Below are 26,329 nucleotides of genomic sequence, written 5' to 3' on the forward strand. Positions count from 1 at the left end.
TCAATAACTTACAGAATGGAGGAAAAATAATTATATTTACATTATAACATTTTAACCAAAACCCTATGCTAACGAAAACGATTGATGTTAAAATTAGAGAAAATTCTCGAATACCAAAGTATAAACAGATAGTAGATTCAATAATAAACGATGTTGCTAGAGGAAATTTGAAAGTTGATCAGAAAATACCTTCAATTAATGAGTTAAGTGAAAGTTGCTATCTATCAAGAGATACCGTTGAGAAAGCGTATAGACAATTAAAGAAACAACAGGTAATCATATCGGTTAAAGGAAAAGGGTATTATATCGCTAAAAATGATTTAATCTCAAAAGTTAATGTTTTCTTTCTAATCAATAAACCGAGCTCTTATAAAATGAGAATATACAACTCGTTTGTAAATGCATTAGGAGTAAAAGGTCACGTAAATCTTTACATCTATCATTGTGAAGAATCTCTATTTGTAAAAGCTATTGAAAAAAATTTGAATGCTTTTGATTATTATGTAATAATGCCGCATTTTAAAGATAACAATCTTAATCACGCAAGCTACACAGATAAAATTATTAAGACCTTGGAAAGTATACCAAAGGAAAAGCTGATACTATTGGATAATGGAAAACCAAACATTAACGGCATATACGGTAGTGTATACCAAGACTTTCGAAACGATATCTACGAAGCTCTAAAAGAAGGTCTCGAGAAGCTTAAAAAATATGACAAAATAATTCTTATATATCCTCAAAAATCAGTCTTCCCATATCCCAAAAGAATTATGCATGGATTTAGGCAATTTTGTATTGAGCATAATTTTGACTTTGAAATTTTAGATGAAATATATGAGGACATGGAACTTCAAAAATTGGATGTTTATGTAACTATTGAAGAAAGTGATCTTGTAAATCTTGTTAAACAGATTAGAGAAAGAAATCTAAATCTCGGAGAAGATATCGGAGTTATTTCATATAATGAAACACCTCTTAAAGAATTATTAGGGATAACAGTTATTAGTACAGATTTTAAGGCTATGGGTGAGTCAGCTGCTTACATGGTACTAAAAAATAAAAAAGAAAAGGTGAAAAATGTATTTAAGTATATAGAGCGTAATTCTGTTTAATTCCTTCTTGTTTTGTAGCCGAAGAAAATTACCACTACAAAACAAATTAGAGGCAATATAAAAGATAAATTTATCTCTGGTACTCCAAGTATATAGACATCTTCATAGCCTGTACCCCCAAAGTCTAGAATAAGACCTTGAAGTGAAGGCATAATTGCTCCACCTACAATTGCCATAACTAGAAAAGCAGCACCAAATTTAGCATCTTCACCTAAATTCTCTAGAGCTATCCCATAAATGGTTGGGAACATAATAGACATAAATAATGAAATTGTTACAAGGCTATATAAACCAATCATCCCTGGTACGAAAATCGTTATCAATGTACAAACTGATGCTCCAATTGCAAAATACATCAAGAGTGTTCCAGAATCTACAAATTTCATTAAAGCAGTTCCCAGCCATCTTCCAATTAAGAAAACGATCAAAGCTGCGATACCATAATTTACCGCTGTAGTATTATCAATATTGATAGATTCAGCATATTGATAAAGATAAGTCCAAACCATGATTTGCGCTCCCACATAAAACATTTGAGCTATTACGCCTCCTCTAAATCTGGAATTGGAAAACAGTCTTTTGATTGATTCTTTTATATCTGATTTTTTTTCTTGTTCTTTATTTTGTGGCATGTTAGTACAAAGTATCACAATAAAAAATCCGATAACCACTAAACCCAATATCATATAAGGATCTCTTATAACTGCAAGATCTGAAGTTCTAATTGAATTTCTGCCTCCTTCATCTAAAGTTTCATATACCAGCATACCGGCAGAAGTTAAATCATCAGATTGTAAGGCAGCTAAAATATAGTTTTGTGCTACTATTAATCCACCCAATGCACCAATAGGATTGAATGCCTGAGCGAGGTTAAGTCTTCTTGTAGCCGTGGATGGATCTCCCATTGCCAGAATATAAGGGTTTGCCGTGGTCTCCAAAAAAGCGAGACCAAAAGTTAAGATATATAAAGCCGCTAAAAAATAATAAAATTGTTCAAATGCAGCAGCTGGATAAAAGAGAAGCGCTCCTAAAGCATACAAAGCTAAACCCATTAATACTCCTTTTTTATAGGAGTATTTATTCACGAAAATTGCTGCAGGCAACGCCATTGTAAAGTATCCACCATAAAATGCGAATTGAACTAAAGAAGCTCTAAAATTATTAAGTTCTAAAACTTTTTTAAAAGCTGAAACCATAGGATTTGTAATATCATTAGCAAATCCCCAAAGTGCAAATAACGATGTAACTAGAATAAAGGGTAAAATTATTCTTTTAGATATTACCGGAGCTTCTGTTTTCATATCATGAATTGTTTAATAATGCGCGATCTAAATGGACATAACCTCCATCTACGAATATAAACTGACCAGTAGTATGTGTTGATCTTTCAGAAATTATGAAAAGAGCCATATTTGCTATCTCATCTGGCGAAGTCATTCTATTCTCAAATGGTATTTTTTCTTCTATAGCTTTTCGTTTGGCTTCTCCATCCTTAAGTGTATCAAGCCAGTCCTGATAGGCCGGTGTCATACTCTCAGCTATGATAAGTGCATTGCATCTTATATTATATTGAATCAAATCGACAGCCCACTCGCGAGTTAGCCCCAGAACTCCACCTTTAGAAGCTGCATATCCAGAGGTTCCACCTTGACCAGTAATTGCTACTTTCGATCCAATATTTAAAATATTTCCTTTCTTAGTTTTAAGTAGGGGCAAAGCGTACTTTAAGGTTGCGAAATAACTAATTAGGTTGAGATGAAGTGAGTTTATAAAATCCTCAGTGGTAGAGTTCAACGAAACCCCGTCGTTTACACCTACATTATTGATTATTATGTCTATTCCGGAAAATTCATTTCCTATTTTTTCAATTGAAGACTTGATTTGTTCTGGTTTAGAAAGATCAGTTTTGAAAAATCTCGCTTTAGCGTTGATTTCCTGAAGCTGTTTTTCATAATCGAAACCTCTTTCATTCCTATCCAGAATAATAGGAATAGCTCCCTCTTTAGCTAAGGCAAAGACAATAGTTTGTCCTATACTTCCTTCTATTCCAGCACCGCCTGTAACAAGCACTATTTTATTTTCTAATCTTAAATCCATAATTATAGGTTATAAAATTGTATAGCATTAGTACTCCAGAAATTTTCTTTTTCCTTCTCACTAAATTTAATTACGGTTTTATCAGCAAGCTCTTTTACTGTAAAATAATCTCCGGCAACTAAACATACTGGCCAGTCTGAACCAAACATTAACCTTTTCGTTCCAAAGCTATCTAGTACAATATCAATATAAGGTTGAAGTTGAGTGAAAGTCCAACTTTCATAGTCGGCTTCTGTTATCATTCCAGAGATTTTACAATAAACATTTTCAGATTTAGCGATTTCAGTAATCAATAATTTCCAGCCTTCCATGAATCCATCTTTAATATAGGGTTTAGCTATATGATCTATAATAAAGAGTTGATTAGGAAACTTGCGAACAAATTCTAAAACGCTTCCAAGTTGATATGGAAATACAAGAATTTCGTAGATAAATCTGTGCTTTTCTAAGTTTGAAATACCTTTAGAAAAATCTTTTCTTAGCAAAAAGTTTGGGTCGGATTCTCCCTGAACTATATGGCGAAAACCTTTCATAATTTCAAAATCTGAATAATAATCTAATCGTTCTTCAATTTTATCCGATTTAAAATCTACCCAGCCTGTAATTCCTTTGATATATTTATTTTCTTTAGAAAGTTTAATTAAAAAATTGTTTTCGGCCTCAGTTTGATCTGCCTGCACGGCAATGCATCCGTCTATCCCATTTGCTTTCAGTTCAGGTTCTAAATCAGCTGGTAAAAAATCACGCCGAATCTGTTTCATATTCTCATCGATCCAAGCATGCTTATCGAGCTCATATTTCCAAAAATGCTGATGCGTATCTATTACCATATAAAGTATGTTTTATTTATTCTCAGTCAAATCGAATATCTTATCCATTAAAACCCATTTCTTACCATATTTAGAAAATTCTGGTATTTTTTGAAATTTACCCATCAACCGCTCCCAACTCTGCACTATTTCATTATTAGCATCTTTGACTTCTTTATTTTCTAGATTGAATTCATCTGAAGTATCCATTATCATGAAGAGCCGAGTCTCAATAAGATATATTTGCATACCAGAAATTCCAGATGTACGGATGCTTTCCAATATTTCATTCCATACATTTCCTTTTTTATGGTATTCCTTATATTTTGCGATAAGCTCTGGATCATTTTCCAGATCACAGGTAAAACAATATCTCTTCATTTTTTGAAATTTTAATCAAACCTAATTATAGCCTTAATAACACCAGTTTCAGGAATGAGCCATGAATCAAAGTTTTGAATCATCTCATCATAATTAACCTGATGCGTTACAAAGGATTTAGTTGGGAATTCTTTTAAGTGATCAATGACAAACTTAAAATCCTCTAGTGTTGCATTGCGACTGCACATTAGGGTTGTTTCCTTTGCGTGAATTTTTGGATGTTCATAGGTTAGTGTACCTTTTGAAAGACCTACCAAAACAAATCGTCCACCATGAGCCATGTAATTCGTTCCTGTCTCTAGTGCTAATTTATTTCCCGTTGCATCAAATACGACACTTGCCATATCTCCATTAGTTACTTCACTAATTTTAGATATCGGATCTTCCAAAACGTTAAAAGCATACTTGACCCCTATATTCTTTTTAGCATATTCTAAGCGTTCATTATTTACATCAAGAGCGATAACCTCAGCTCCTCCAATTTGGGCGAGCTTCATCAGTCCGATGCCTATAGGACCGCAACCTATAACGACTATTTTTTCATTAGGCTGCAATGCAGCCCTTCTTATTGCATGTGCTCCAATGGCAAGTGGTTCTACAATCGCCATTTCATTATAATCCAGACCATTTGCAGGTATCAAAAGATCGTTCCTGACAGAAATGATTTCCTGCATTCCACCATCAGTATGTACTCCCAAAACCTGAATATTCTCGCAGCAATTGGTCTGTCCCTTTTTACAGGCTATGCATTTCCCGCAGCTTATGTAGGGCATAATAATTACATGATCACCTTTTTTTAAATTCTGCTCATTTTGTTCAATCTCAATAATTTCAGCTGCCAATTCATGTCCAAGAATTCTAGGATATTTAAAAAATGCCTGATTTCCGGCATAAGCGTGCAAATCTGTTCCACAAATACCCACTCTATGCACTTTCAACAAAGCTTCTCCTTTTCTTTTCTGTGGAATTTCCTTATTCTTCATTTGAAAGTTATTGGGTTCTTCACAAACTATATATTTCATGATTTAGCTTTTTTATTTATCTGAATACTCACACTTTCCGATTCTAATCCTTCTGAGTTAGCCTGCAGTTTAATGGGTTCATTTTTCCCATTAGACTGAATGATCACTAAACATTTCCCATTGAATGCTTTTCTTTTATTAGCTTTAAATGACTCAAGACTCGCCTGATAGCCATTATCAACCCCTACAATTTTACCTCCTCCGATAACTTCAAAATTCACAAGATTTTCAGCCCGTGGAGCTAGTACTCCATCCTTATCAACAATATCTACAGTGACAAAAATAAGATCATCACCATCAGCAATAAATTCACTTTTATTTGGTTCTAATTTTATTTTAAAAGGGTCTCCCGCACTTTTTATAATTTTTTCTAATACTGTTTTACCATTCTTTCTAGAGATTGCTTTTAAAGTTCCTGGTTCGTACTCTACCCTCCAGGAAATATGTAAATCGTCTGCTTTTTTCGATTTAGTTCCAAGAGATTTTCCATTTAAAAATAATTCTACTTGATCTGCATTATTATAGTATGCCCAAACATCTATGGTCTTTTCTTTTTCCCAATTCCAGTGCGGGAAAATATGCAAAACATCCTCTTTATTCCATTCACTCTTATACATATAATAAACATCCTTTGGGAATCCTGCCAGATCAATAATCCCGAAATAAGAACTCCTTGCCGGATATGGATAAGGAATGGGTTCTCCCAGATAATCAAAACCTGTCCAAACAAACATTCCGGCCATATGATCCAATTTCTTCACTGTTTTCCAGGTTTCTTCATGAGTAGATCCCCAATAAGCTGAAACCTGATCGTAAGCTGAAACGGTATAATCCTCATTTCCATCAAATTCTTCATTATGTGCTGGTGGCCAGTTTCTACGTTCATTTGAAGGCATATCGTAACTACCACGACTCATTAAACCGGAAATACTTTCTGAAGAAATAAATTTCTGGTTCGGAAAACGATTTGGTAAATCTTCATAAGCTTCATGTTTGTAATTAAAACCTAGTAAATCAAGCGCTCCAGATTGCCAAATAAAGTTTTTCTCTGGAATATTCTCTGTTAATGCAGAAGTAACAGGTCGTGTAGTATCAATAGATTTAACAATATCAATCAATTCCTTTGTTATACTTAAACCAGTGCTATCAAATTGTTCTCGGATTTCGTTACCAATACTCCACATCATTATAGAAGGATGATTACGATCCCGATACAACATTGCTTTTAAATCCTTCTCATACCAATCATCCCAAGTGGTCTGATAATCTTCTTTTACTTTTCCTTTTTTCCAAACATCAAAAGCTTCATCCTGAACAATAAAGCCCATTTTATCAGTCAGTTCTAACATTTCTGGAGAAGGGGGATTATGTGCCATTCGAATAGCATTAGCTCCCATGTCTTTCAGTAGTTTTAATTTCCTTTCCAGTGCATGAATATTTATTGCAGCACCCAGTGCTCCATTATCATGATGTAGACATACCCCATGAATTTTAGTAAGTTCTCCATTTAGAAAAAAACCTTTTTCAGCATCAAAATAGAATTCTCGAATACCCAGTGGAGTTTTGTAATTGTCCAGCAATTTTCCATTTTGAAGAATTGAAGTATTGATGCTATATAAATATGGATTTTCGGTATCCCATAGCTTCGGATTAGAAATATTAAATTCTTGAGTAACTTCTAAAGAATCTTCTGCTGAAATTTCTACATTTCTTTCTTTATCAGCTATTTTTTGACCTGCATGATCTAGAATTACACTTTTAATCTGAATATTTTTAAGGGTATCCCGTCTATTTTTCAATTTTACCTTTAAATTGATTTTTGCAGAATCTTCGGATACAAAAGGTGTAGTAGTAAAAGTTCCCCAATGATCGATATGAATTTTGGATTTGGCAATAAGATGTACATTTCGATAGATCCCAGATCCCGTGTACCAACGAGAATTAGGTTGGGCTGAATTATCAACCTTAACTGCAATAACATTGGACGCTTCAAATTTAAGATATGGCGTTAGCTCATACTGAAACGAAATATAGCCAAAAGGTCTTTTACCAAGGTATTCACCATTAATCCATACCTCACTGTTTCGGTAAACTCCATCGAAAGAAATAAAAATATCACGTTCTTTCCAATCGGCTGGTACCTCGAAAGATTTGCGGTACCAACCTATCCCTGCTGGTAACGCTCCACCTTCAGGTTTGGTTGGATGTTCTTCGCTAAATTCCCCCTCAATACTCCAATCATGAGGCACATCCAACGTTCTCCAACCTGTTAAATCTATAGAATCATCTTTAGCTTCAGAATGCTTACCAAGCTGAAAATTCCAGTCTTTATTGAAATTCTGAACTATTCTTCCTTCAGCGATTTCTCTTTTTTCTTGCTTTTTACAAGCTGCAAAAGAGCATATCAACATAAGTGCAAAAAAGACTTTTCCTATTCTACTATTTTTAATTAATCTTTTCATTCTATTCTTACGTGCTTTAACTATTGAAATTCAAAAGAATCCAATCGCAATCCTTTTAAACTTTCTCCCGAAATTCTGATTTTGTAAGTCCCTGCATTTATATAATCCCCGGTTGTAGTATTTAGTATTTTCCATTTAATATCACGTACAGGAAAAGTGATTTGATCATTTCGTACGATATTACCGTTAGCCGCAATTATCTCTAACTTCACATTGATGGGCTGATCACTCACATTCATGTATCTAAAGCGCATTAAGTGTATTCCTGCAAGACCTGTACTTACTTCCCATTCGATACTTGCCGGGCTCTTATTTCCGAAATCGATATAATCACTATCCTTAAAATTCTTTATTCCATCTCCAGAAAACAAAGCATCCTCAGCTTCAAAGTTTACCGAAGGGCGTGAATCTTCACCATCTCCCATAGTGTAAATGGGAACTGCCACAATGGCGAAATCTGAAGTATCATCTTTTCCAAAATTAAAGTCTTGATTTTTAGTGATTGTGTCCAGATATACATTGAATTGCTTTCCAACTGAATTCTTTGCTGTTCCCGCGATTTTCGTAAAATCATTCAGCCATTGTGGTTTACTCAAGGTATCAGTATCACTTAAAACATAAACACTTGAAGTTTCACTCAGTTTAAAAGAACCGCGCTGATCTGATTTTTTAGAGGGCAAACTCAACCATTCTGCACCAAAAACCTGGTAAGGCAGTTCTATCCATTCAACTTCGGAATCGGTATATTGATTTTGACCTATATCTAGCCAGGTTTTCTTTTTAATATCTTTAGAAGAATTATTCTGAATTATTCCTACTGAAGGTTTTGCAGGGTTTTGATTTTTTCCTTTAATAGCAATTGCTGAAATTACTGCTTGCCCTGAAGTAACATTTGGAAAAGAAATAATTAATTCGCCATTATTAACAGTTGCTGAAACTGTTTTCTTGATCGCCGAATCGTGACCGGTTTCGTTCCAAATATCAAAATTCTTAAGAACAATCTTGTCATTTATCGCAACATCAAAATTGCGCCAGTTGGTACAATCGAGTCCACCTCCTGTTCCGTACCAGGGCTCGATAAAATAGAGATCAACGTCATAAGTTCCATTTTCAATTGGGAATTCAAATTTCAGCTTATCCATTCCAAATCTAAACGTCTGGAAAAGACTCCAGTTTTTAGTATTTTGGATTGGGTCCCAGGTTCTTCGCTGGCTTGCATAAAATGCAGGTAATTCTTCAAATTCATCTGTCCACGAACGTGACCCCCAGGTATCATTTTCTGTTTTATGTACATCGGCCATCCACGTATTGCCAAAACTATCGGTAAATTCTGGTCCTCCAGCGTTAACCCGATAAATATAGTTTTCTTGATTTGGCTTTAGAATGTCCTCTTCAGAATATAAATCTGTAAAATTGGGAGATTCCGGTAAACTATTCAGAAGTACCACATCGGTTGCTACTTCTTTTCCGTTTACAAAGCCTTTCGCCTTTAACACATTATACTGAATATTCACGTTATCCCATTGAAAATGCTCACCGATTCCAGGATTTGATTTTTTGCCTAATGACTCCCCCGTAACATCATTTAGTAATTCTACTTCATCACAATTCGAATAAACTACGATACTATCTTTTTTACCTGGTTTATTCCATCGGTTTGGCCATGAATGAGAAACAATATATACCATGGGTTCCGTTTCCTTGGATACATAATTACCTCGATACATATAATAAGTATCAGTAGGCTCACTCCAGGCAGTAAAAAATCCTTTATAATTTATTGGTCCTACTCTATCAATATCTCGATATGCTTCTCCGTTTTGAATTCTTCCTGGATTTTCGTGAGAACTAAATAACCAGCTATATTGGCCAACCACACTATCCCGTACCTCTTCTGCTTCCTTCATTTTAATTTCCATAAGCTGGGAAAAACGATTCTCACTGTATTTGCCATCCTGATCAAATGGCCCTTCTGTATGCATATCGGTAGTTCTCCAAGCTCCATATTCGCCATTTAAAAGGTCTTTTTTTAATTCAGTAGCATAATTGTATGGATCACCACCATAAGTGCCCGACCAGTTTTGGATCACATTCCAATCAGTTCCCTCACCTCCATTACAAGTAGTAACTAGTCTTTGTTGTGAGGATGTTGGATCCATTTCTCTTATTATCGCGGTACATTCTTCTGCAAACTTCTTAGGAATAGTGCTCTCATTCTGAAGTCCCCACATAATAATTGACGGACTATTTCTCCTTTCTTTAATCCATTCCCGGAGTAATTGCTTAAAGTTTTCTTTGAACTCCGGAGTGTCATACCAGATGTGTGCTGAAAATTGACTCCAAAATAAAATGCCTTCCTGATCCCAATGTTTTTGATATCTAAGATTATGCGGTTGGTGCGCCTCCCGAAAGGCATTGAATCCTCCGGAAATCATCTGGCTAACCCGTGCGCTTATCATCTCTTCAGTAAAGGAATGACTGCGCCCCATATTATGTTCGTATTCACAAGTACCATTAATAAAATAAGGCTTACCATTAAGATGAAAGCGCATATCTCCATCATTTCGATTTTTCGGATAACTAATCCACCTAATTCCGTAAGGTGTCTCTATCTGATCTATTACTTTTCCTTCCTTCTTAATTTTTGTAATAAGCTTATAGAGGTAAGGATTTTCCGGAGACCATAGGTTTGGATTTGAGATTATCGATAATTGTTGCTGAATATTTTCAGTATTACTTGTATTTAGATTTACAGATGTAGAAACCGAAGCAACTGCATTTCCTTTTTTATCCTGAAGATGATTTTCAATTTGGATACTTACTTCGGTATTGCCATAATTTTTCAGTTCTGTTTCTACGTAAAGCTGTGCACTTTTTTCAGAAATAGTCTTATTGTTCCAAATATGTACTCCAAAAGGTTCTATTTTAATATCGTTAGTAACAATTAGAGAAACTGGACGAAAAACACCTAAGGGTTGTGAACCTTCTGAAAACCCCCACTCTCCGGAACAACCACCACAAACCCATGGCAAATCGGCTATAAAAGATGGATGTTCGGCCTTTACGGTAATAGTATTCTCACCTTCAAAGTTTATGGCATCGGTAATATCTAATGTAAAAGTTGTACGCCCGCCTTTGTGATTTCCTACTCTTTTTCCATTAACCCATACAGTTGCATAAGAACCTACACCTTCAAAAAATAGAAAATATCTTTTATCCGTAATATTGGCATTCAGCTTGAATTCTTTCCTATACCAGGCATTCCCATGAAGGTTTCCATGCTTCATTCTACGATACCCAAAATACTGATCCCAATTATGAGGAACATCTACTGTTTCCCATAAACTATCATCAAAATTTGACTTTTTTATATTAGCGGTATCCGCAAGCAAATCAGACTCTTCTCGAATCGTTTTCCAATTTTGATTTAATGAAATAAATTGTCTTGGATTTTCAGCTGATTTATTTTGATTTTCTTCAATACTACTATCGTTTATATTTTCTCCTGTCTTACAGGCAAAAATTAAAAGTGCTATAAAAAATAATATAGAAAGTTGTTTAATCATATCTCGTTAGCATTAAAAATGCTTGAAATTTTTTATTTCTGTTTTTCCTGAAAAACTTTCTGCAAATACTTAACGTTAGCCCCATAATTTCCTTTAACATCACGAACCATAGTTGTGTCACGGGAACGTTCAACAATCAACCAGCCTTTCCAGTACATATTATCAAGGGTTTCTTTAATTTTAGGAAGATCAACAGATTCGTTATTTTCAAGCCATACACCATCTGTAGTTGAAGCATGTATTTGTGCAATATTATCTCTACCTAAGGTTTTCAGTTCTTTCGAAATATCCCATCCATTTTCAACCGCTTTAGAGAAATTAAAGGAAATTTTAATGTTCTTATTACCAATTTCTTCAAGTAATTCTTTTTCTTCAGAAGCGCTAAGGGAAGTTTCAACAGCGATAACCCCATCAATATCATTTACCTGCTCACCAGCCCAACGAAGACGTTCTACAATTGCAGGTCTCAACTCGGGATATTTCTTTAAATCACCTGTAACACCCAGTGGTAAATAGGCCACCTGAACGTGCATGTTTTTCATAGTCTTAATGCAATCTCCTACCATTTGTTTTACAGTAGGACGTTCTGCAAACGATTGTGCATAAAAACCAGACATTGCAATCGAAGAAATTTCGACTCCTGTAGAATCTGATTTATTCAAGAACTTTTCGCGCTCCTTAGGATCATTCAGTTTACTCTCAAAGGTATCGCGATTGCCCAAACTACCCATATCGAGTTCAATACCGTCTGCTCCAATTTCCTCAGCGAGTTCAAAAGCACTAAGTTTCTGTCTTTTTAAAATCATCCAGTCGCAAACTCCAATTTTGTAACGTTCCTGAACGGGTCCAGGCCATTCCCCATTTTCGATAGGAAAAGTCACCAGTTTTTCAGGATCAATTTTTACATATTTTATACGCTGTCTTCTCCAGGTATAAACTGCATGTAGCATTCCGTCTGATCCCTGAATGATAGCAGGATAGGAATACTGACTAATTTTAGAATCTTCTAACACCAATGCAGCCTCCCAATTAATTCCATCTTCTGAAATTGCTAAATTAAGTGGTGAACGCTTTCCTTTATAGTTATCTCCTGAAGGGAGCACATGATTATAAATGAGTGCATGTTTTCCATTTTCTAGAGTTACTGCATCTGTGCCTGAGTTATTATTAGGAACCGATAGTAAATCCACCTCAGACCAGGTTTGGCCATTATCCTCAGACCAGGTGGTAAAAAGAGCTCGGTTTTTAGTTCTGCCTATTGCTTGTAATTTTCCGTTTTCATGAACTAAAATACTGGGTTGTATTGCCTGGATATCTTTTTTCCCATTGGGAATGGTATCCGTCCTATTCCAGGTTTTCCCAAAATCTGAAGTAGATTCCATTCGTAAATTCCAACCATTCCCTTCTACGCTAGATGGAAGTATAAGTTTTCCATTCTTCAGCAAAACCGGTTTATTTTTAATGGGGCCTAAGTAACCTTCGGGAAGTTCTTCTGCTTCAGACCAAGTTTCTCCGCCATTTGATGATCGTTTCAACATTCCCCACCAAGAGGATGGATGCGGCCCCACCTTATAAAAAAGCAATAAATCACCATCAGGAATCTGGTAGAGCACCGGATTCCAGCTTGGGTAACGCAACGTATCATTAATCACTCCATTAGCAACTTCCATCCCTTCTGTCCAACCATTGTTTGTACGCTTACTAACCCAAATTCCAACATCAGGATTACGTTCATGCGTCCCCCCAAACCAGGCTGCGATGAGATCTCCAGAAGTGGTTTCTTCAATTGTGGCAGCATGGGCGGATGGATAAGATGCTGTTTTATAAATAAATTCTTCTGAAACTATACCTTCCTTCCAGGTTTTCTCTTCTACTTTAATCTTCTCTTTATTGGCAATGTCTCTATTGTTTTCCTTGTCTCTACAGGAAATTAAAAGAGCTAGAACTAATAAGCTTACTAATATTCGATATGTTCTCATATTCATTATTAACATTCTCAATTCGTTTTTATAGAGTAATCACCGGGCATTAACTCGAATACCAATTGATCATTTTCTACTGAAATATTATCTGCTAAATTTTCAAGATTTTGTTTATTAATCTTGACCTTTGAAGATTTTGATGCAGGAACGCAAATTTTCGCTGAAGTATTAGGTGGAATTGTAACTTCCCAATTCAATTTCTTACCGTTTTTCTTCCAATGACTCTTTATTTCTCCATAACTGGAATTATAAGAAGCATTTACATAATCCAATCCTGCATTAAAATTGGGTTGCATTAGGATTTTCTTGAATCCAGGATGCTCAGGATCTGACTTTATACCTGCCATATCTTCGTAATACCAAATCATCAGATCACCCAGTAGCATAACGTGATTCTGAGAATTCATTTCAGGATCCGCAGTATTTCCATTCCATAGTTCCCAAATTGTAGTAGCACCGTTTTCTGCCATATAACCCCAGCTTGGATAGGTCTTATTACTTGCCAAAGTGTAGGCAAGATCAGCTCTTCCAAACTTTGTAAGTGTTCGCATTAAAAATTGAGTTCCTACTACACCAGTGCTTATGTGACTATCTTTATTGACTTCTATTTCATGAGTCATATTTTCAAAAACTGCTTGCTCATGCTCTTTAGGCACCATTCCAAAGGCTAGCGGAAGTACATTAGCCGTAACTGTATTATTTGCATAAACCAGCTTCGATTGATCAAGGTATTTTTCATTGAAAGCCGTTTTTACTTTTTCTGAAAGATTCTGATAGTAGGTAATGTCGTTTTCGTCAGCATCAATGAGTCCAGCAAACTTTTCCATAAGATTGAGTAAATAATAGTAAAATGCACTCGACAAAACATCACCATCAGTTAAGAGTTCAGGATCCTGCGCACGTATAATCTCCAGGGATTCCGGTGGGACACACCAGTCTCCATACTTATCTTTTGTCATCAGGTCGTTTTTCAAATAATTATCCTCCATATATTTCACCCATTTTTTCATATAAGGATAATGGTTTCTAATACCTGAAAGATCTCCATATTGTCTATAAAGCATATCAGCTACAGTAATATAAGTCCCCTGCCAGGTTACTCCATCACCGTAATATCTCCAAAAAGCAGGGGCAACATCTGGGATACCACCGTCTAAAGTTTGAGAATATTTGATGTCATCCAGCCATTTGGAATATAACGTTTGATTATCAAACAGAAAACTTTCCCCATAGGCCCCGGTGGTGCGATCTCCCAACCACGGTTGGCGCTCATTCCGTTGTGGACAATCTATAGGCATACCTTTGTAATTGCCTCGAATTCCCCAAAAAGCGTTTTTAAAAATTTGATTCATTGTAACATTAGAAGATTCAAAGCAACCTACTGTTTCCATGTCATCATAAACCACTTTACCTATGAAATCTTCAATTTTAGGCTTTGAAATTAAACCTGAAATTTTTACAAACCTGAAGCCGTGATACACAAACTTAGGTTCCCATGTTTCAGTATTATCCCCTTTGAGAATGTACCTGTCGGTTACTCGGGCATCACGCAGATTTGCTGTATAGAGTGAACCATCTTCTTTAAGTGATTCAGCGAATTTCATGGTAATTGTGTCACCTCGTTTACCTTTAACTTTAATCTGTAGCCAGCCTACCATATTCTGTCCCATATCGAGAATATAACCGTCCTCTCTAGGTTCAATACCAATTGGCATTACTGTATCATTAATCTTCATATTAGGTGTCATCTGGCCTTCGTAGAATCCGCCGGGTTCCTGCACCCACATTAAATTCTTCCAATCTGAATCATCAAATCCAACAGTATTCCAATCTGGAATTTCCATACGAGCGTCGTAAGTTTCTCCGTCATATTCGTTATTGGCGCGAATAGGACCATTTACTGTAAACTTCCAGCTTTCATCAGTTTTTATGGTTTCAGAGCTACCATCTTCGTATTTTACAATTAACTGCATGGCCATCTTTGGGAATCCGAAATTTTTTATTTTATAAGGTTTATACTCCTGTCTCATAGCAAAATAGCGCCCGTTACCAAGAATAACACCAATTACATTATCCCCCTCAGAAAGTTCTTTAGTCACATCAAAAACATTGTATTTTACGTTTTTTGTATAATCAGTCGGAACAGGTGCTAACACCTGATCTCCAATCTGATCTCCATTAATGTAAAGCTCGTAAAGCCCCATTCCCATAAGGTAAATTTTGGCTTCCTTTATTGGTTTTTTCAGTTTCAGTTTTTTCCTTACATAACGAGCAGACAATTTTGAGAACTGCCCTACGCTATCCCCAGGAAATAATTGATTATAGCCAATCCAACGGGTAGATTTCCATTCGGCATACGTTAGGACTCCCATAGACCAGTGATTGGTCTTACTCCATTCAGTTTCTCCTTTATTTGTCCATACTTTTACTTTCCAGTAAGCCTGATCTTTGCTATCTAGTTCTTTTCCCTGATAAGTTATATTAATGGACTCATCACTGTTTATTTTTCCGCTGTCCCATAAATCAGCATTATCCTTAGCTAATTTTTCAGGACTGGAAGAAACCAGAATATGATATGCTTTCTGCATGACTTGGGATTCTTCGGTTTTTATTTTCCAGCTAAGTCTCGGCGTAATCACATCGATGCCTAATGGATTCTTGAGCATTTCACATTCTAATTCTTGAAGTTGTATTCCACTTTGAGCAGAAACAATTCCTGAATAGAAAATTGTAATTATTATTAGGATCTTTCTCATTATCTTTCGTTTACTGCGTAATTAAACGTTCTAAATTTTCAGCAGAAGCAACTTCATTTCCATTTCTAAAAATTCTAAAACCTTTACCTTTATTATATTTTTTCCCAGTTTTATCCCAAAGAATTGTCAATATATCTCCATGATACAGTACATTATCCAGACAGAAATACTCCCACTGATTTTCGGGGATTAATGGATTTACTTCAATTTTTTCATCAGCTCTAGGCCTTAAACCAACAAGACCTGTAATTAAAAGATCATTAAAGGTAGAATGGTTGTAATACCGGCTTCTTTCGCGATCTCCCATGAGCCAATACCCGGTAGATTCGTCAAGATACTCACCGATATAAGGTCTACCTCTATAGTATTGAGATTCCACATACAAATCCAACAGCTGGTAATAATCCTCTTTTTGAACAATATTCTGGTTATAATCATTCATAAAATTTGCCAAAGCAGTCATGGTTTGCGAAGTTGCAAAGGGCCATACCGCTCCATCCCATTCGCATGTCCCTGTACCGTGAGTTCGAAAACGAGGGCTTCTCCGCTCTGCTGTCGTTAAACCGAAAGGAGCTAAAAAACCTGCTTCATTTTTCACCTGTTTCCAGGCTTCATTGTATTCTGAATTTTCATCAGGTAAATTGAAATACCAAGGTATAAAACCAATAGCCTCCCGAACATTTGCGCAGGTATCATTTTCTGTAAAGGTTTCAAAAAATTGATCTTTCGGATTCCATAAGTGCTGTTCTACAAGCTGTTTTAATGTATCTGCTTTTTTATCGAATCTACTGGCAAGTTGTTTATCCCCTGTCATTCGAGCCATTTTGGCAATAGCCTTTGCGTTTCCGTACATATAACTATTAATGGTTGGTCGTGCATTCTTTATATGACGGCCGCCACTTAGAGATTCTTCCATACCGTCTTTCACATCATGTTGCCAAAAAAGACCATCATCTCTCTTTCTATCGCCTTCCCATGCCTCATATTCTTCAACCAAGTCAGGAAACATATCTAGCAAGTAATTTTTATTCTGATCTACCAAGAACTTATCGTAAAGACTAGAAGCTGTCCAACTACTAAAAGTCCTAAGTTTCTCCATATTTTCGCCGTCATTTCCTCGAAACCATACGTGAACATCCTGATTTATATAATCTCGATTATGCAACCAGCGAAATTCGTGAATATGATGACTTAAAGCACAGCTTATTAAATTGTATTTATCAGCATAAGATCGATCTACTAAAAACTCTGTTATCGCATAGCCCTCTGGGGTTTTCTTAATATGTTTTCTTGCCGTCCACCAACGGTAATAAAACATTTCTTCAAAGCTTTTCTGTGAGGTTTCAAACAATGGTATATTCTGTTGCATCCAATTCCATGAACTATCATTGGGTATAGCTTGGGCTATATTTTCACCTTCCATAGTATTGAATTTATCAGCATATTTTTTAAAATTCTCAGTTCTAAGAATAAAGGATTTCGATGATACAGAAGTTTGTTTGTTCCGTTCGTCCTGAGCATCACATGAATAAATCAAAGTGCAAATGCTTAATAGAAGATATATTTTCAGATCATTTAGATTCATAAATTTTATTTTGATGAAAAAGTATAGGTTTTACCTTTTTCAGTTTCAATATCGTATTCGTAGTATTTAGGAAGTTCAGGTTGACTCGTTTGTGATTTATCTTTAATTATTGGTTGCTGAATTGGATTGATTTTGAAAAATGAATTTGAATTTTCTCCTTTTGCTAATTTTAATTTTTTTAGATCCATTTTTGATTCCGTGCGTAACCGAAGATTCCCTCCAAGATTCGATTTGATAGTTACCTGCTGAATTTTGTTATTTGACCATTTCAGTTCTTCAATAGTAAAACCACCTCTGGCCCTAATCCCTTTTATCGAACCAGTATTCCAGGCATCTGGTAAGGCTGGTAATAAATGAACGGCCCCTTCATGACTTTGCATCAACATTTCAGCAATTCCTGCAGTAACACCAAAATTGCCATCGATTTGAAATGGTGGATGCGCATCTAACATATTCGGATAACTTCCTCCTCCATCATCTCCAACCAAGCTCAATTGGTCATTCAAAAGTTTGTAAGCATGATTTCCATCTAAAAGTCGAGCCCATAAATTTACTTTCCACCCCATAGACCATCCTGTAGATTTATCGCCGCGATGTTCTAAAACAACCTTAGTTGATTCAAATAATTCTGGATTTCTAAAAGGTGAAATCTGGTTACTAGGAAATAAACCGTATAAATGAGAAATATGACGGTGATCGTCTTCAGGATCATCCCAGTCTTTTAGCCATTCTTGCAGCTGCCCGTATCGACCAATTTGCATTGGCGCAAGTTTTTGTTTCGCTGAGTTTAATTGCTGAACAAAATCCTTGTCTTTATTTAAAATTTTGGCCGCTTCAGCAGTATGAGTGAACAGATCAAACATTAATTGCTGGTCCATTGTGGCTCCTGCCGTAATTGAAGCATTTCCTTCACCACCACCATGAGAATTTTCAGGGGAATTGGAAGGTACTACAACCAGATATCCAAACTCTGGATGTGGCACCATAAAATCCAAAAAGAATTCAGCTGAACCTTTCAATATTGGATAAATCTCATCCAGATATTTTTTATTACCTGAATAGTTGTAACGTTCCCATAAATCCTGCATTAACCAAGCTCCGCCACTTGGCCACATTCCGGAATGGGAATTGTCGATGGGACCGGTTATTCTCCAGATATCGGTATTATGGTGTAATACCCAGCCATCTGCATCATACATTATCTTTGCAGTTTCTCTTCCTGTTTCGCTTACTTCTTTTGCAAGTTGAATGAAAGGTTCATGCATTTCTGACAAATTAGTAAGCTCAGCAGGCCAGTAATTCATCTCTGCATTAATGTTCATCGTATACTTACTTTCCCAAGGCGGAAATAGCATATCGTTCCAAATACCTTGTAGGTTAGCCGGTTGGCCGCCAGGTTGAGAACTGGAAATGAGAAGATATCTCCCAAATTGGAAATAAAGCTCTACCAGTTGAGGGTCGTACTGTTCTGAAAAATTTTTTATTCGCAGATTCGTAGGCTGATCTAGCGCTTCTGTTTTACCGAGTATTAAAGAGACTCGATTAAAGAACTTTTGATAATAATCCGAATGATTTTTTTTTATTGATTCAAAGTCTTTTTTTCTAGCATTATTCAGCAAGCTTATAGTCTTCTTACGAACATCTTCTGAAAGATCTTTGTAGTTTTTGAAATTCGTAGCAATAGAAATATAAATAGTAGCAGAATCTGCATCTTTTATTGCGATAGTCCCATTTTCCGACTTCACAGATCCACCCACTGTTTCGACAGCCAGCCTGCCTTCAAAATCTACGCCTCCGCGCAAACCTTCATGATTACTGGAGGTTCCGTCTAACATAATTACATCTCCACGACTTACAGGATCTGTTTTATCATACGGACTTTGCATCAGGATATTCGTAGTTATCATTCCTGGTCTATCTGCTGAAAGTTTTACGGCAATTACATCATCTTTAAACGCTGAGAGTATTTCTCTATTAAAAGTTACTCCATCAACTTTATAAGAGACTGAAGCAATTGCATTTTGAATATCCAAATCGCGATAATAATCAGTATAGTTACTATGACCTGCAAAGGATATATAAACATTACCAAAAGTCTGGTAAGGCATTCCATTATTGGTTTGCGATCGAATATCGCTTGTTGCCAAATCCTGGGCTTCTTTGTATTTACCTTCAAAAATTAGTTTTCTGACTTCTGGCAAAGCCTCTAAAGCTTTTTCATGAGCAATACTGTTTGGCTGGCCTGCCCATATCGTTTCCTCATTTAGCTGCAAACGTTCTACAGAAGGACTTCCAAAAACCATTGCTCCTAAGCGTCCATTTCCTATAGGTAAAGCTTCGTTCCAGTTTTCTGCAGGCTTGTCATACCATAATTTCAAATTATTTTTTGACTGTCCGAACAGCGAACTAGTAAAAAATAGCATCAAAATAATACCGATATGGCCTAAGAGTTTACTCATACTTTTATTTTTCATAGGTTAAACCGAAAAGGGCATATAATTGATTAATATCGTGCATAGCATTCTTTGGCAGTTGTTCTCCATTATCTCCAAACACTTTCATTTCATTTTCTGTTTCTAAAGAAATATTTTCCAAAATCTCTCCATTTTTAACGATTTTTGATAAGTCTAAATCAAGATATTTTGCCATAAATGGATACATCGCTTTACGCTTTGATTCTTTATAATTATGGCCTTCATCAGCAAAATGTTGATTTTCCAATTTTCCTTCAGCATTGTAAAAGGAGTACACCTTTTTTATAAAAGGATACTCTATTTCAGGTACATGTTTTGTCCAATCTTGCCCATCTGAAACTATTAATTGAGGCCTTGGAGCTGCCATTGCCGATATTTCAGCATTATTGGTTCCGTTACCACATAAATGAATTGGCTGACCACTTTCACAAGGACAACCTCCCGAAAAATAAGATGAAACCATTACCACAGGAACCGATACCTTAATTCGATCATCAATAGCCGTTAAAAATAACGAATGTGACCCACCACCAGAGCCGCCGGTAATTGCAACGCGATTAGCATCTGCTTCAGCAAGTTTCAATAAATAGTTTAGTAATTTTATACCATTTAAAACCTGAATGGTTTGCGCAATACTCGTTTTATGATATTCTGAAGCAAACTGTAAAGTAGATTCTCCCCAACCAAATAGATCATAACTAACCACAATTGCTCCCATTTTCGCAAGATTCGCACATCTAATTTGTTCGCTTTCGCGATACCGCCCGTCTCCAAAATGACCATTAGGGGATAGAATTACTGCACTTTTATTTTTAGTTTTTAAAGGTCTGTAAATAGACCCTGTAGCATAAACCCCTGGAAGTACTTCAAGCCCAATATTCTCTACGCTATATCCTTTATATTTTCTTTTTTTAGTAATGACCACTTGTGGCTTTTCTAAAACAGGAGCATCGTTTATTTTTAACGCCTCGATAATACAAGCTTTTAAAGAAGCTTTTCGCTCTTCCCATTCCGATTTATTGGTGTAGAGATTATTAAGATACTCCAGTCTTCGTTTCCCAATATCTGGTGTGTTTCTAGGATAATCGAATTCCCGAATACTATAAACCGAATCTGATTCTTTCCAGAACATCAAATCAAAAGGTGAAAGAATCGCATTTAAAGAAGCTTCTAAATTGTATTGATTTATTCGCCAATCTGCATAATCTAAATATTTTTCGTTCAGTAGAGATTTCTCATCTTTTACAGTAATATTGTAGATTTCTTCAATATCTTCAATCGTTTTCGTAATAGATTGATTAAAATTACTGTCAGAATTCTGTGATTGTCCAGAAATAAATGCAAGAAGAGCCACCAAGAATACATAATTCTTACAAACAATGGTATATGTATCTTTCTGGTTGTTCATTATTATTTACTAATTTTTATAGTATAACTCCCTGAACCCAAATTGAATTCAACTTTTTCATTTCTAATAGTATAGTCCAGTAATTTCTCGCCGTTTACTAAAACTTTAGACGATTTTGAAGCAGGTAATTTTAAAGTAGCGCTAGTATTTACAGGTATCTTATATGTAAATGTTGTATACTCCACGTTTTTATTCCATTCTGCTATAATTGTTCCATATAAAGACTCATAAGATGATTGTACAAATTGCAAATTACCTACAAGTTCCGGTTCTAAGTAAAAATGCTTAAATCCCGGAGCTTTTTTATCAGCTTTTATTCCAGCTAAACTTTCATAGAACCACTCTTCAATTTGTCCCATCATAAAATGATTAAGAGAATTACCCTTTGTCGGATCCCATTGTTCTGTAAGAGTTGTTAAACCGAATTTAATCTGAAATCCATAACCTGGTGCATCATAATGGTTTTGCATTTTAAATAAGATTTCATTTTCATCGTTTTCAGCTAATACTTGATATAAGTATCTATTGCCTACATCTCCAGTTGTCAATCTGTAATTATTAGCCTTGATTGTATCCGTCAGGCTTTTCAGTACACGTTTTCTATTCTCTGGCTGAACTATTCCCATATAGATCGGCACCGCATTACTGAACTGGCTACCAGTTGCATAATTTCCTTTTTCAATATTGTAAAATTCAGTATTAAAAGCTTCTTGAATTTTTTTAGTCAGCTGTTCATATTTTTTGGCATCTGCAGATTTACCTAACATAGTCGCTGCTTTGGATAATAATTTTGATCCATAATAATAATGGCTAGTTGCAGAAAGTGCTATTGGGCTATTTTTTGAATAACCAGCAGCATGATCACCGTAATCATACCAATCTCCTAGTCCGTGGTATACAATATGTTTTCTTGCTGTCGAAGAAAGGTAATCTACATAGTTCTTCATTACCGTATAGTATTTCTCGATAAGAGATGTATCTCCATAATATTGATAATACATCCAGGGGAGCATAATTCCCGCAAGTCCCCATTCGGGAGAATCGGTAAAATCTCCTCCAAAAACAACATACTCCGGAGCAATATTTGGGATAAGTCCATTCTCCCTCTGGGCGTCTGCAATATCTTGCATTACCTTCGGAATAAAATTTTCAAGATGATAGTTGAAGAATAATCCAGGTCCGTTTAAATGGGTTTCTTCTAACCAACCCAACTTTTCACGATGCGGGCAATCGGTAAAAACACTATGAAAATTACTTTTAATCGCCGCATCTATTAATTGATGGGTATGATTGAAAATTTCGTTAGAACTTTCAAACGTTCCGCCAGCTTTTGCCGAATTATTTACGAAAAGTGATTGGATATCTAGAACTGTGGGAGGACCCTGAATTTCCTCCTGCTGGTAATTTGCACCTTCAATTTGTGCGTACTGATAACCATAATAACTGAAGTTAGGACGCCATGTTTCAACTTCATCTCCTTTAAAAGTATATTCATAATAATAAGGTTTTCCTGAACCTCCTTGGGAAATACTTCCATCTTCTTTTAGTTTCTCACCTACCCAAATTTTTAGCTTTTGACCTCTCTTACCCTTTGCTTTGAATTCTGGAAATCCTGAAAGATTTTGACCAAAATCGAGAACAAAGGTAGTATCTGCTAATTTCTGAGACTGCTTAACAGAATAAGCGTTTGATATAGCTACAGGTGTTGCCTGTTGAGGAAGTAATTTTCCTTTCGGAGCTTTCTGGAGAATCACATCATTCCACTGTGAATCATCAAAACCCGGCATATCCCACCCGATTTGCTCCATTCTTGCATCATAATCTTCTCCACCAAAAATCGTATTGAAAGTAATCGGACTTTTATCATATTTCCAACTGCTATCAGAATATATAATTTCTTCTGAACCATCAGTATAAGCTAGCTTCAACTGAAAAAAGAGCGTAGGAGGACCAAAGCTTATATAAAATTTAGAATACCTTTCTCCGATAACATTATACATCCCGTTACCAAGCAAAACCCCTATAGCATTATTCCCTATATCCAGTTGATTAGTAACATCATAAATATTATAATATACTGTTTTATCATAATCTGTCCATAGAGGTGCAAATTCGCTATTACCCACTTTATTTCCGTTTAAGCTGAGTTTATAATGACCTAAACCCGACACATAAATTTTTGCAGATTCAATTTTTTTATCCGCTTTAAATTCCTTTCGTAAGATGATACTTCGATAAGCTAGTGAATCTAATGATCCTATTATGGAATCTCTTTTTGATTTTTTGAATGTTGGAGTATGCATCTTTCGCCCTTCCGGCAAATGACTATTTGCTCGAGAAATTGCTCCTATCCATTTAGCCTTTAATTTTTCAGATTTAGGCGAAGTATAGAATTGTGCTATTTTACTTTTTGCAGAACCCGAATTATTCGTCCAAACCTCAACATTCCAATAATAATCATTCTCGTAATTAAATGGAGGACCATCATATTTTAGATGCTGACTCACATCGGAATTGATTTTTCCGCTATCCCAAAAAAGCTTCTGGAATTTTTTATCCCGAGAAACCTGAATTCTATAGGCCGTTTGCTTTATATCGAATCCTGAAGATTTTAATTGCCAGCCAAATTTCACCTCATTAGGATCAATTCCTAGAGGATCAGATTGCATACCAACTTCCAGTTCTACAATTTCTAAATTTGATGCAATAAATAGAGTTTTCCCTTCTCTATGAGATCCACAGGAAAGAAAAAGCAATGTTATTAAACCAAATATAGATCTAGTAGCTACTTTCATTTATTTCTTTAGTGCTTCCGTTTTTAAACCTTTAATATAAAAAGCGGCTTCTGGTATCTGTTTACCTGTATTTTCCAAATCCTTATAATTATCAGCTGGAGTATCTGGCGTAGGAAAATAACGCTGCTCACCAGTTCTAAACATAATTCTTTCAAAAGCATGAACAGGCGAATAAAATATACGTTCTGTTTTGTGTTTTCCATTTACAGTTAGCGAATACCACCTTCTAGACGGCTCTAATGTTATATCAATTTCATATTCTTTACCTAATTCATAATCTAATATATGTTTAAACCGAGCTCCAGATTTAGTTATCAATTCCCCCTCTTCATTAAAAATTAAGCGTACTGCTGGTAGACCTTTTTGATTTTGAAATTCTACTTGCAACATGCCATGATTATTTTGACCTGGCATAACCGTAAACGTAGCGTGAAGATTCTCGGTATGCGGTATGATACGATCCACTCTTGCATAATCAAATGCATCCTTATCCTTTAGGGCAAGCCATTTCACATCATCTTTTTTCTCTATTCCTACAGTTGCCCATTGCAAATCATAATAATTCCACATATTTAATTCCGCTCCATCCGGCAATTCATTAAACGTCTCATCTATATGTTCATTGACAGTGGCAGTGATAGGAACCGGAACTTTGGCTACCCAAATATCTTCTTTATTCACACTATACGTTAACCACATATCCCTATCAGGAGGATTACCATTACTTTCTAAAATTCCGCGAACATACTGAGGGCCGTAAGACTTATAATTCCCTCTGTACCGCATTGGACTTATCTCACCATGGACCAGGAATAAATTATCATATACTAATCCATCTGAACTTGTGGATAAAGCAAGTGGCCATCTAAATTCGGAAGGATTATAAACTGTCGCGTATTTACCGTCTGATGTTTTTTGTCCCCATATTTTAGCATTACTGTTTACGAAACCTGGTGCACGCATGGGATGATATTCCCAATTTTCACCACCATCAAGACTCAATGAAGTAAGTGCATGTTTCCACCAACCTACCGTACGCCCATCGGCTAAATGGTAATAACTAAAAGCTTTAAATTGATCCTTTAGCGGAATTAATGCATCATCTCGATCTTGTTCTTCTACCCATTGTTGCATCATTAAAGGTTTGGAAAGAAGTTCTTCACAAGCCTTAACGAATTCCTTGTCTTTGCTTTTATTATAAAAAGCATATTCTGAAAGTGATTTATCCCAGGTCTTATTATATCTTATAAAATATATTGGCCCCAGACTTCCATCTTTTTTGATTTCTCTAACTACACGACCAATTCCTTTTCCATCATTAGGATCGTCTTTTTCGTTTAATGCTATTCCATAATATGCTAAGGTCAGAAATTTACCATTGGAGGCTTTGTAAAACCCCATACGCTGATGCATTACTGCAGTAATATTATTAGCTTCTCCTTTCACTCCTTCTTTAGTCCATCCATTAGGAATGTTATATTCTGGAAAAATCACTTCAGGTTTAGTCCAATCTTTGCCATTTTTTGAAGTAATAAGTAAAGTAGTACTTGGTGGAATATGTTCACCGATAGAATCGTTAAGATATTGAACAAAAAATGTATTATTCCAATATGCAATATTTGGCGCGTGATTATAGGTCCAACCCAAACCATCTGCAGTTTCAGGATGCTCTCTCGATGCTCTCATAATCTGAGTAGCATGCGTACCAACTGCTGGTCTTAATTGGCCATGATGATAATCTATATTTGATAAAGTAGTACCAACATATTTCGCAGTATCTACTTTCTGAGAATAGAATATTAACGTAGATGTACTAAAAATAAGCGTTATTACTAACTTTTTAAAACTTCTTAAGTTTAATCGCATGCAAAAAGAGA

15 protein-coding genes are annotated in these 26,329 nt (G+C 35.7%); 1 reads left to right on the forward strand and 14 read right to left on the reverse strand.

What is annotated here, in order from left to right; genetic code table 11:
- Positions 1-65 precede the first annotated feature (65 nt).
- The gene (locus tag QWY91_RS07960) at positions 66-1,115 is read left to right on the forward strand and encodes a GntR family transcriptional regulator (RefSeq protein WP_290233488.1); all 1,050 of its coding nucleotides are present in this window, start codon (positions 66-68) and stop codon (positions 1,113-1,115) included.
- Here QWY91_RS07960 and fucP read toward each other — a convergent pair.
- Genes fucP through QWY91_RS08030 form a run of 14 tightly spaced genes read right to left on the reverse strand, consistent with a single transcriptional unit; the run spans position 1,112 to position 26,318 of the window.
- A complete protein-coding gene (fucP, locus tag QWY91_RS07965) occupies positions 1,112-2,416 on the reverse strand; it encodes an L-fucose:H+ symporter permease (protein WP_290233490.1) in 1,305 nt (434 codons plus the stop codon). The two genes, QWY91_RS07960 and fucP, sit on opposite strands and share 4 nt — an antisense overlap.
- Position 2,417: 1 nt before the next feature.
- A complete protein-coding gene (locus QWY91_RS07970) occupies positions 2,418-3,212 on the reverse strand; it encodes an SDR family oxidoreductase (RefSeq protein ID WP_290233493.1) in 795 nt (264 codons plus the stop codon).
- Positions 3,213-3,214: 2 nt separating this feature from the next.
- Complete coding sequence (locus tag QWY91_RS07975; protein WP_290233496.1) at positions 3,215-4,042, reverse strand: amidohydrolase family protein; 828 nt, start codon at positions 4,040-4,042, stop codon at positions 3,215-3,217.
- Between the two features lie 12 nt (positions 4,043-4,054).
- Positions 4,055-4,402, reverse strand: a complete 348-nt coding sequence (locus QWY91_RS07980; RefSeq protein ID WP_290233499.1) for an L-rhamnose mutarotase — start codon at positions 4,400-4,402, stop codon at positions 4,055-4,057.
- A gap of 11 nt (positions 4,403-4,413) precedes the next feature.
- Positions 4,414-5,424 carry a zinc-binding alcohol dehydrogenase family protein gene (locus QWY91_RS07985; RefSeq protein WP_290233502.1) on the reverse strand — a complete coding sequence of 337 codons (1,011 nt, stop codon included), beginning with the start codon at positions 5,422-5,424 and terminating at the stop codon, positions 4,414-4,416.
- Positions 5,421-7,886, reverse strand: a complete 2,466-nt coding sequence (galB, locus tag QWY91_RS07990) for a beta-galactosidase GalB (protein WP_290233505.1) — start codon at positions 7,884-7,886, stop codon at positions 5,421-5,423. Before galB ends, QWY91_RS07985 begins: the two co-directional genes overlap by 4 nt.
- A gap of 20 nt (positions 7,887-7,906) precedes the next feature.
- Positions 7,907-11,452 carry a malectin domain-containing carbohydrate-binding protein gene (locus tag QWY91_RS07995; RefSeq protein WP_290233508.1) on the reverse strand — a complete coding sequence of 1,182 codons (3,546 nt, stop codon included), beginning with the start codon at positions 11,450-11,452 and terminating at the stop codon, positions 7,907-7,909.
- A 32-nt stretch (positions 11,453-11,484) separates the two neighbouring features.
- Positions 11,485-13,437 carry an exo-alpha-sialidase gene (locus QWY91_RS08000; protein ID WP_290233510.1) on the reverse strand — a complete coding sequence of 651 codons (1,953 nt, stop codon included), beginning with the start codon at positions 13,435-13,437 and terminating at the stop codon, positions 11,485-11,487.
- 11 nt (positions 13,438-13,448) lie between these two features.
- Positions 13,449-16,190 (reverse strand): glycoside hydrolase family 78 protein, encoded by a 2,742-nt coding sequence (locus QWY91_RS08005; protein ID WP_290233512.1) that lies wholly within the window; start codon positions 16,188-16,190, stop codon positions 13,449-13,451.
- 10 nt (positions 16,191-16,200) lie between these two features.
- A complete protein-coding gene (locus QWY91_RS08010; protein ID WP_290233514.1) occupies positions 16,201-17,775 on the reverse strand; it encodes an MGH1-like glycoside hydrolase domain-containing protein in 1,575 nt (524 codons plus the stop codon).
- 5 nt (positions 17,776-17,780) lie between these two features.
- The gene (locus QWY91_RS08015; protein WP_290233517.1) at positions 17,781-20,234 is read right to left on the reverse strand and encodes a glycoside hydrolase family 95 protein; all 2,454 of its coding nucleotides are present in this window, start codon (positions 20,232-20,234) and stop codon (positions 17,781-17,783) included.
- A gap of 4 nt (positions 20,235-20,238) precedes the next feature.
- Positions 20,239-21,657, reverse strand: coding sequence for an alpha/beta hydrolase family protein (locus tag QWY91_RS08020; RefSeq protein ID WP_290233521.1), 1,419 nt, complete (start codon positions 21,655-21,657; stop codon positions 20,239-20,241).
- A 2-nt stretch (positions 21,658-21,659) separates the two neighbouring features.
- Positions 21,660-24,452 carry an alpha-L-rhamnosidase gene (locus QWY91_RS08025; RefSeq protein WP_290233523.1) on the reverse strand — a complete coding sequence of 931 codons (2,793 nt, stop codon included), beginning with the start codon at positions 24,450-24,452 and terminating at the stop codon, positions 21,660-21,662.
- A complete protein-coding gene (locus tag QWY91_RS08030; protein ID WP_290233527.1) occupies positions 24,453-26,318 on the reverse strand; it encodes a sialidase/neuraminidase family protein in 1,866 nt (621 codons plus the stop codon).
- Positions 26,319-26,329: the final 11 nt, after the last annotated feature.

The organism is Zunongwangia endophytica, from assembly GCF_030409505.1.
Lineage (GTDB): Bacteria > Bacteroidota > Bacteroidia > Flavobacteriales > Flavobacteriaceae > Zunongwangia > Zunongwangia endophytica.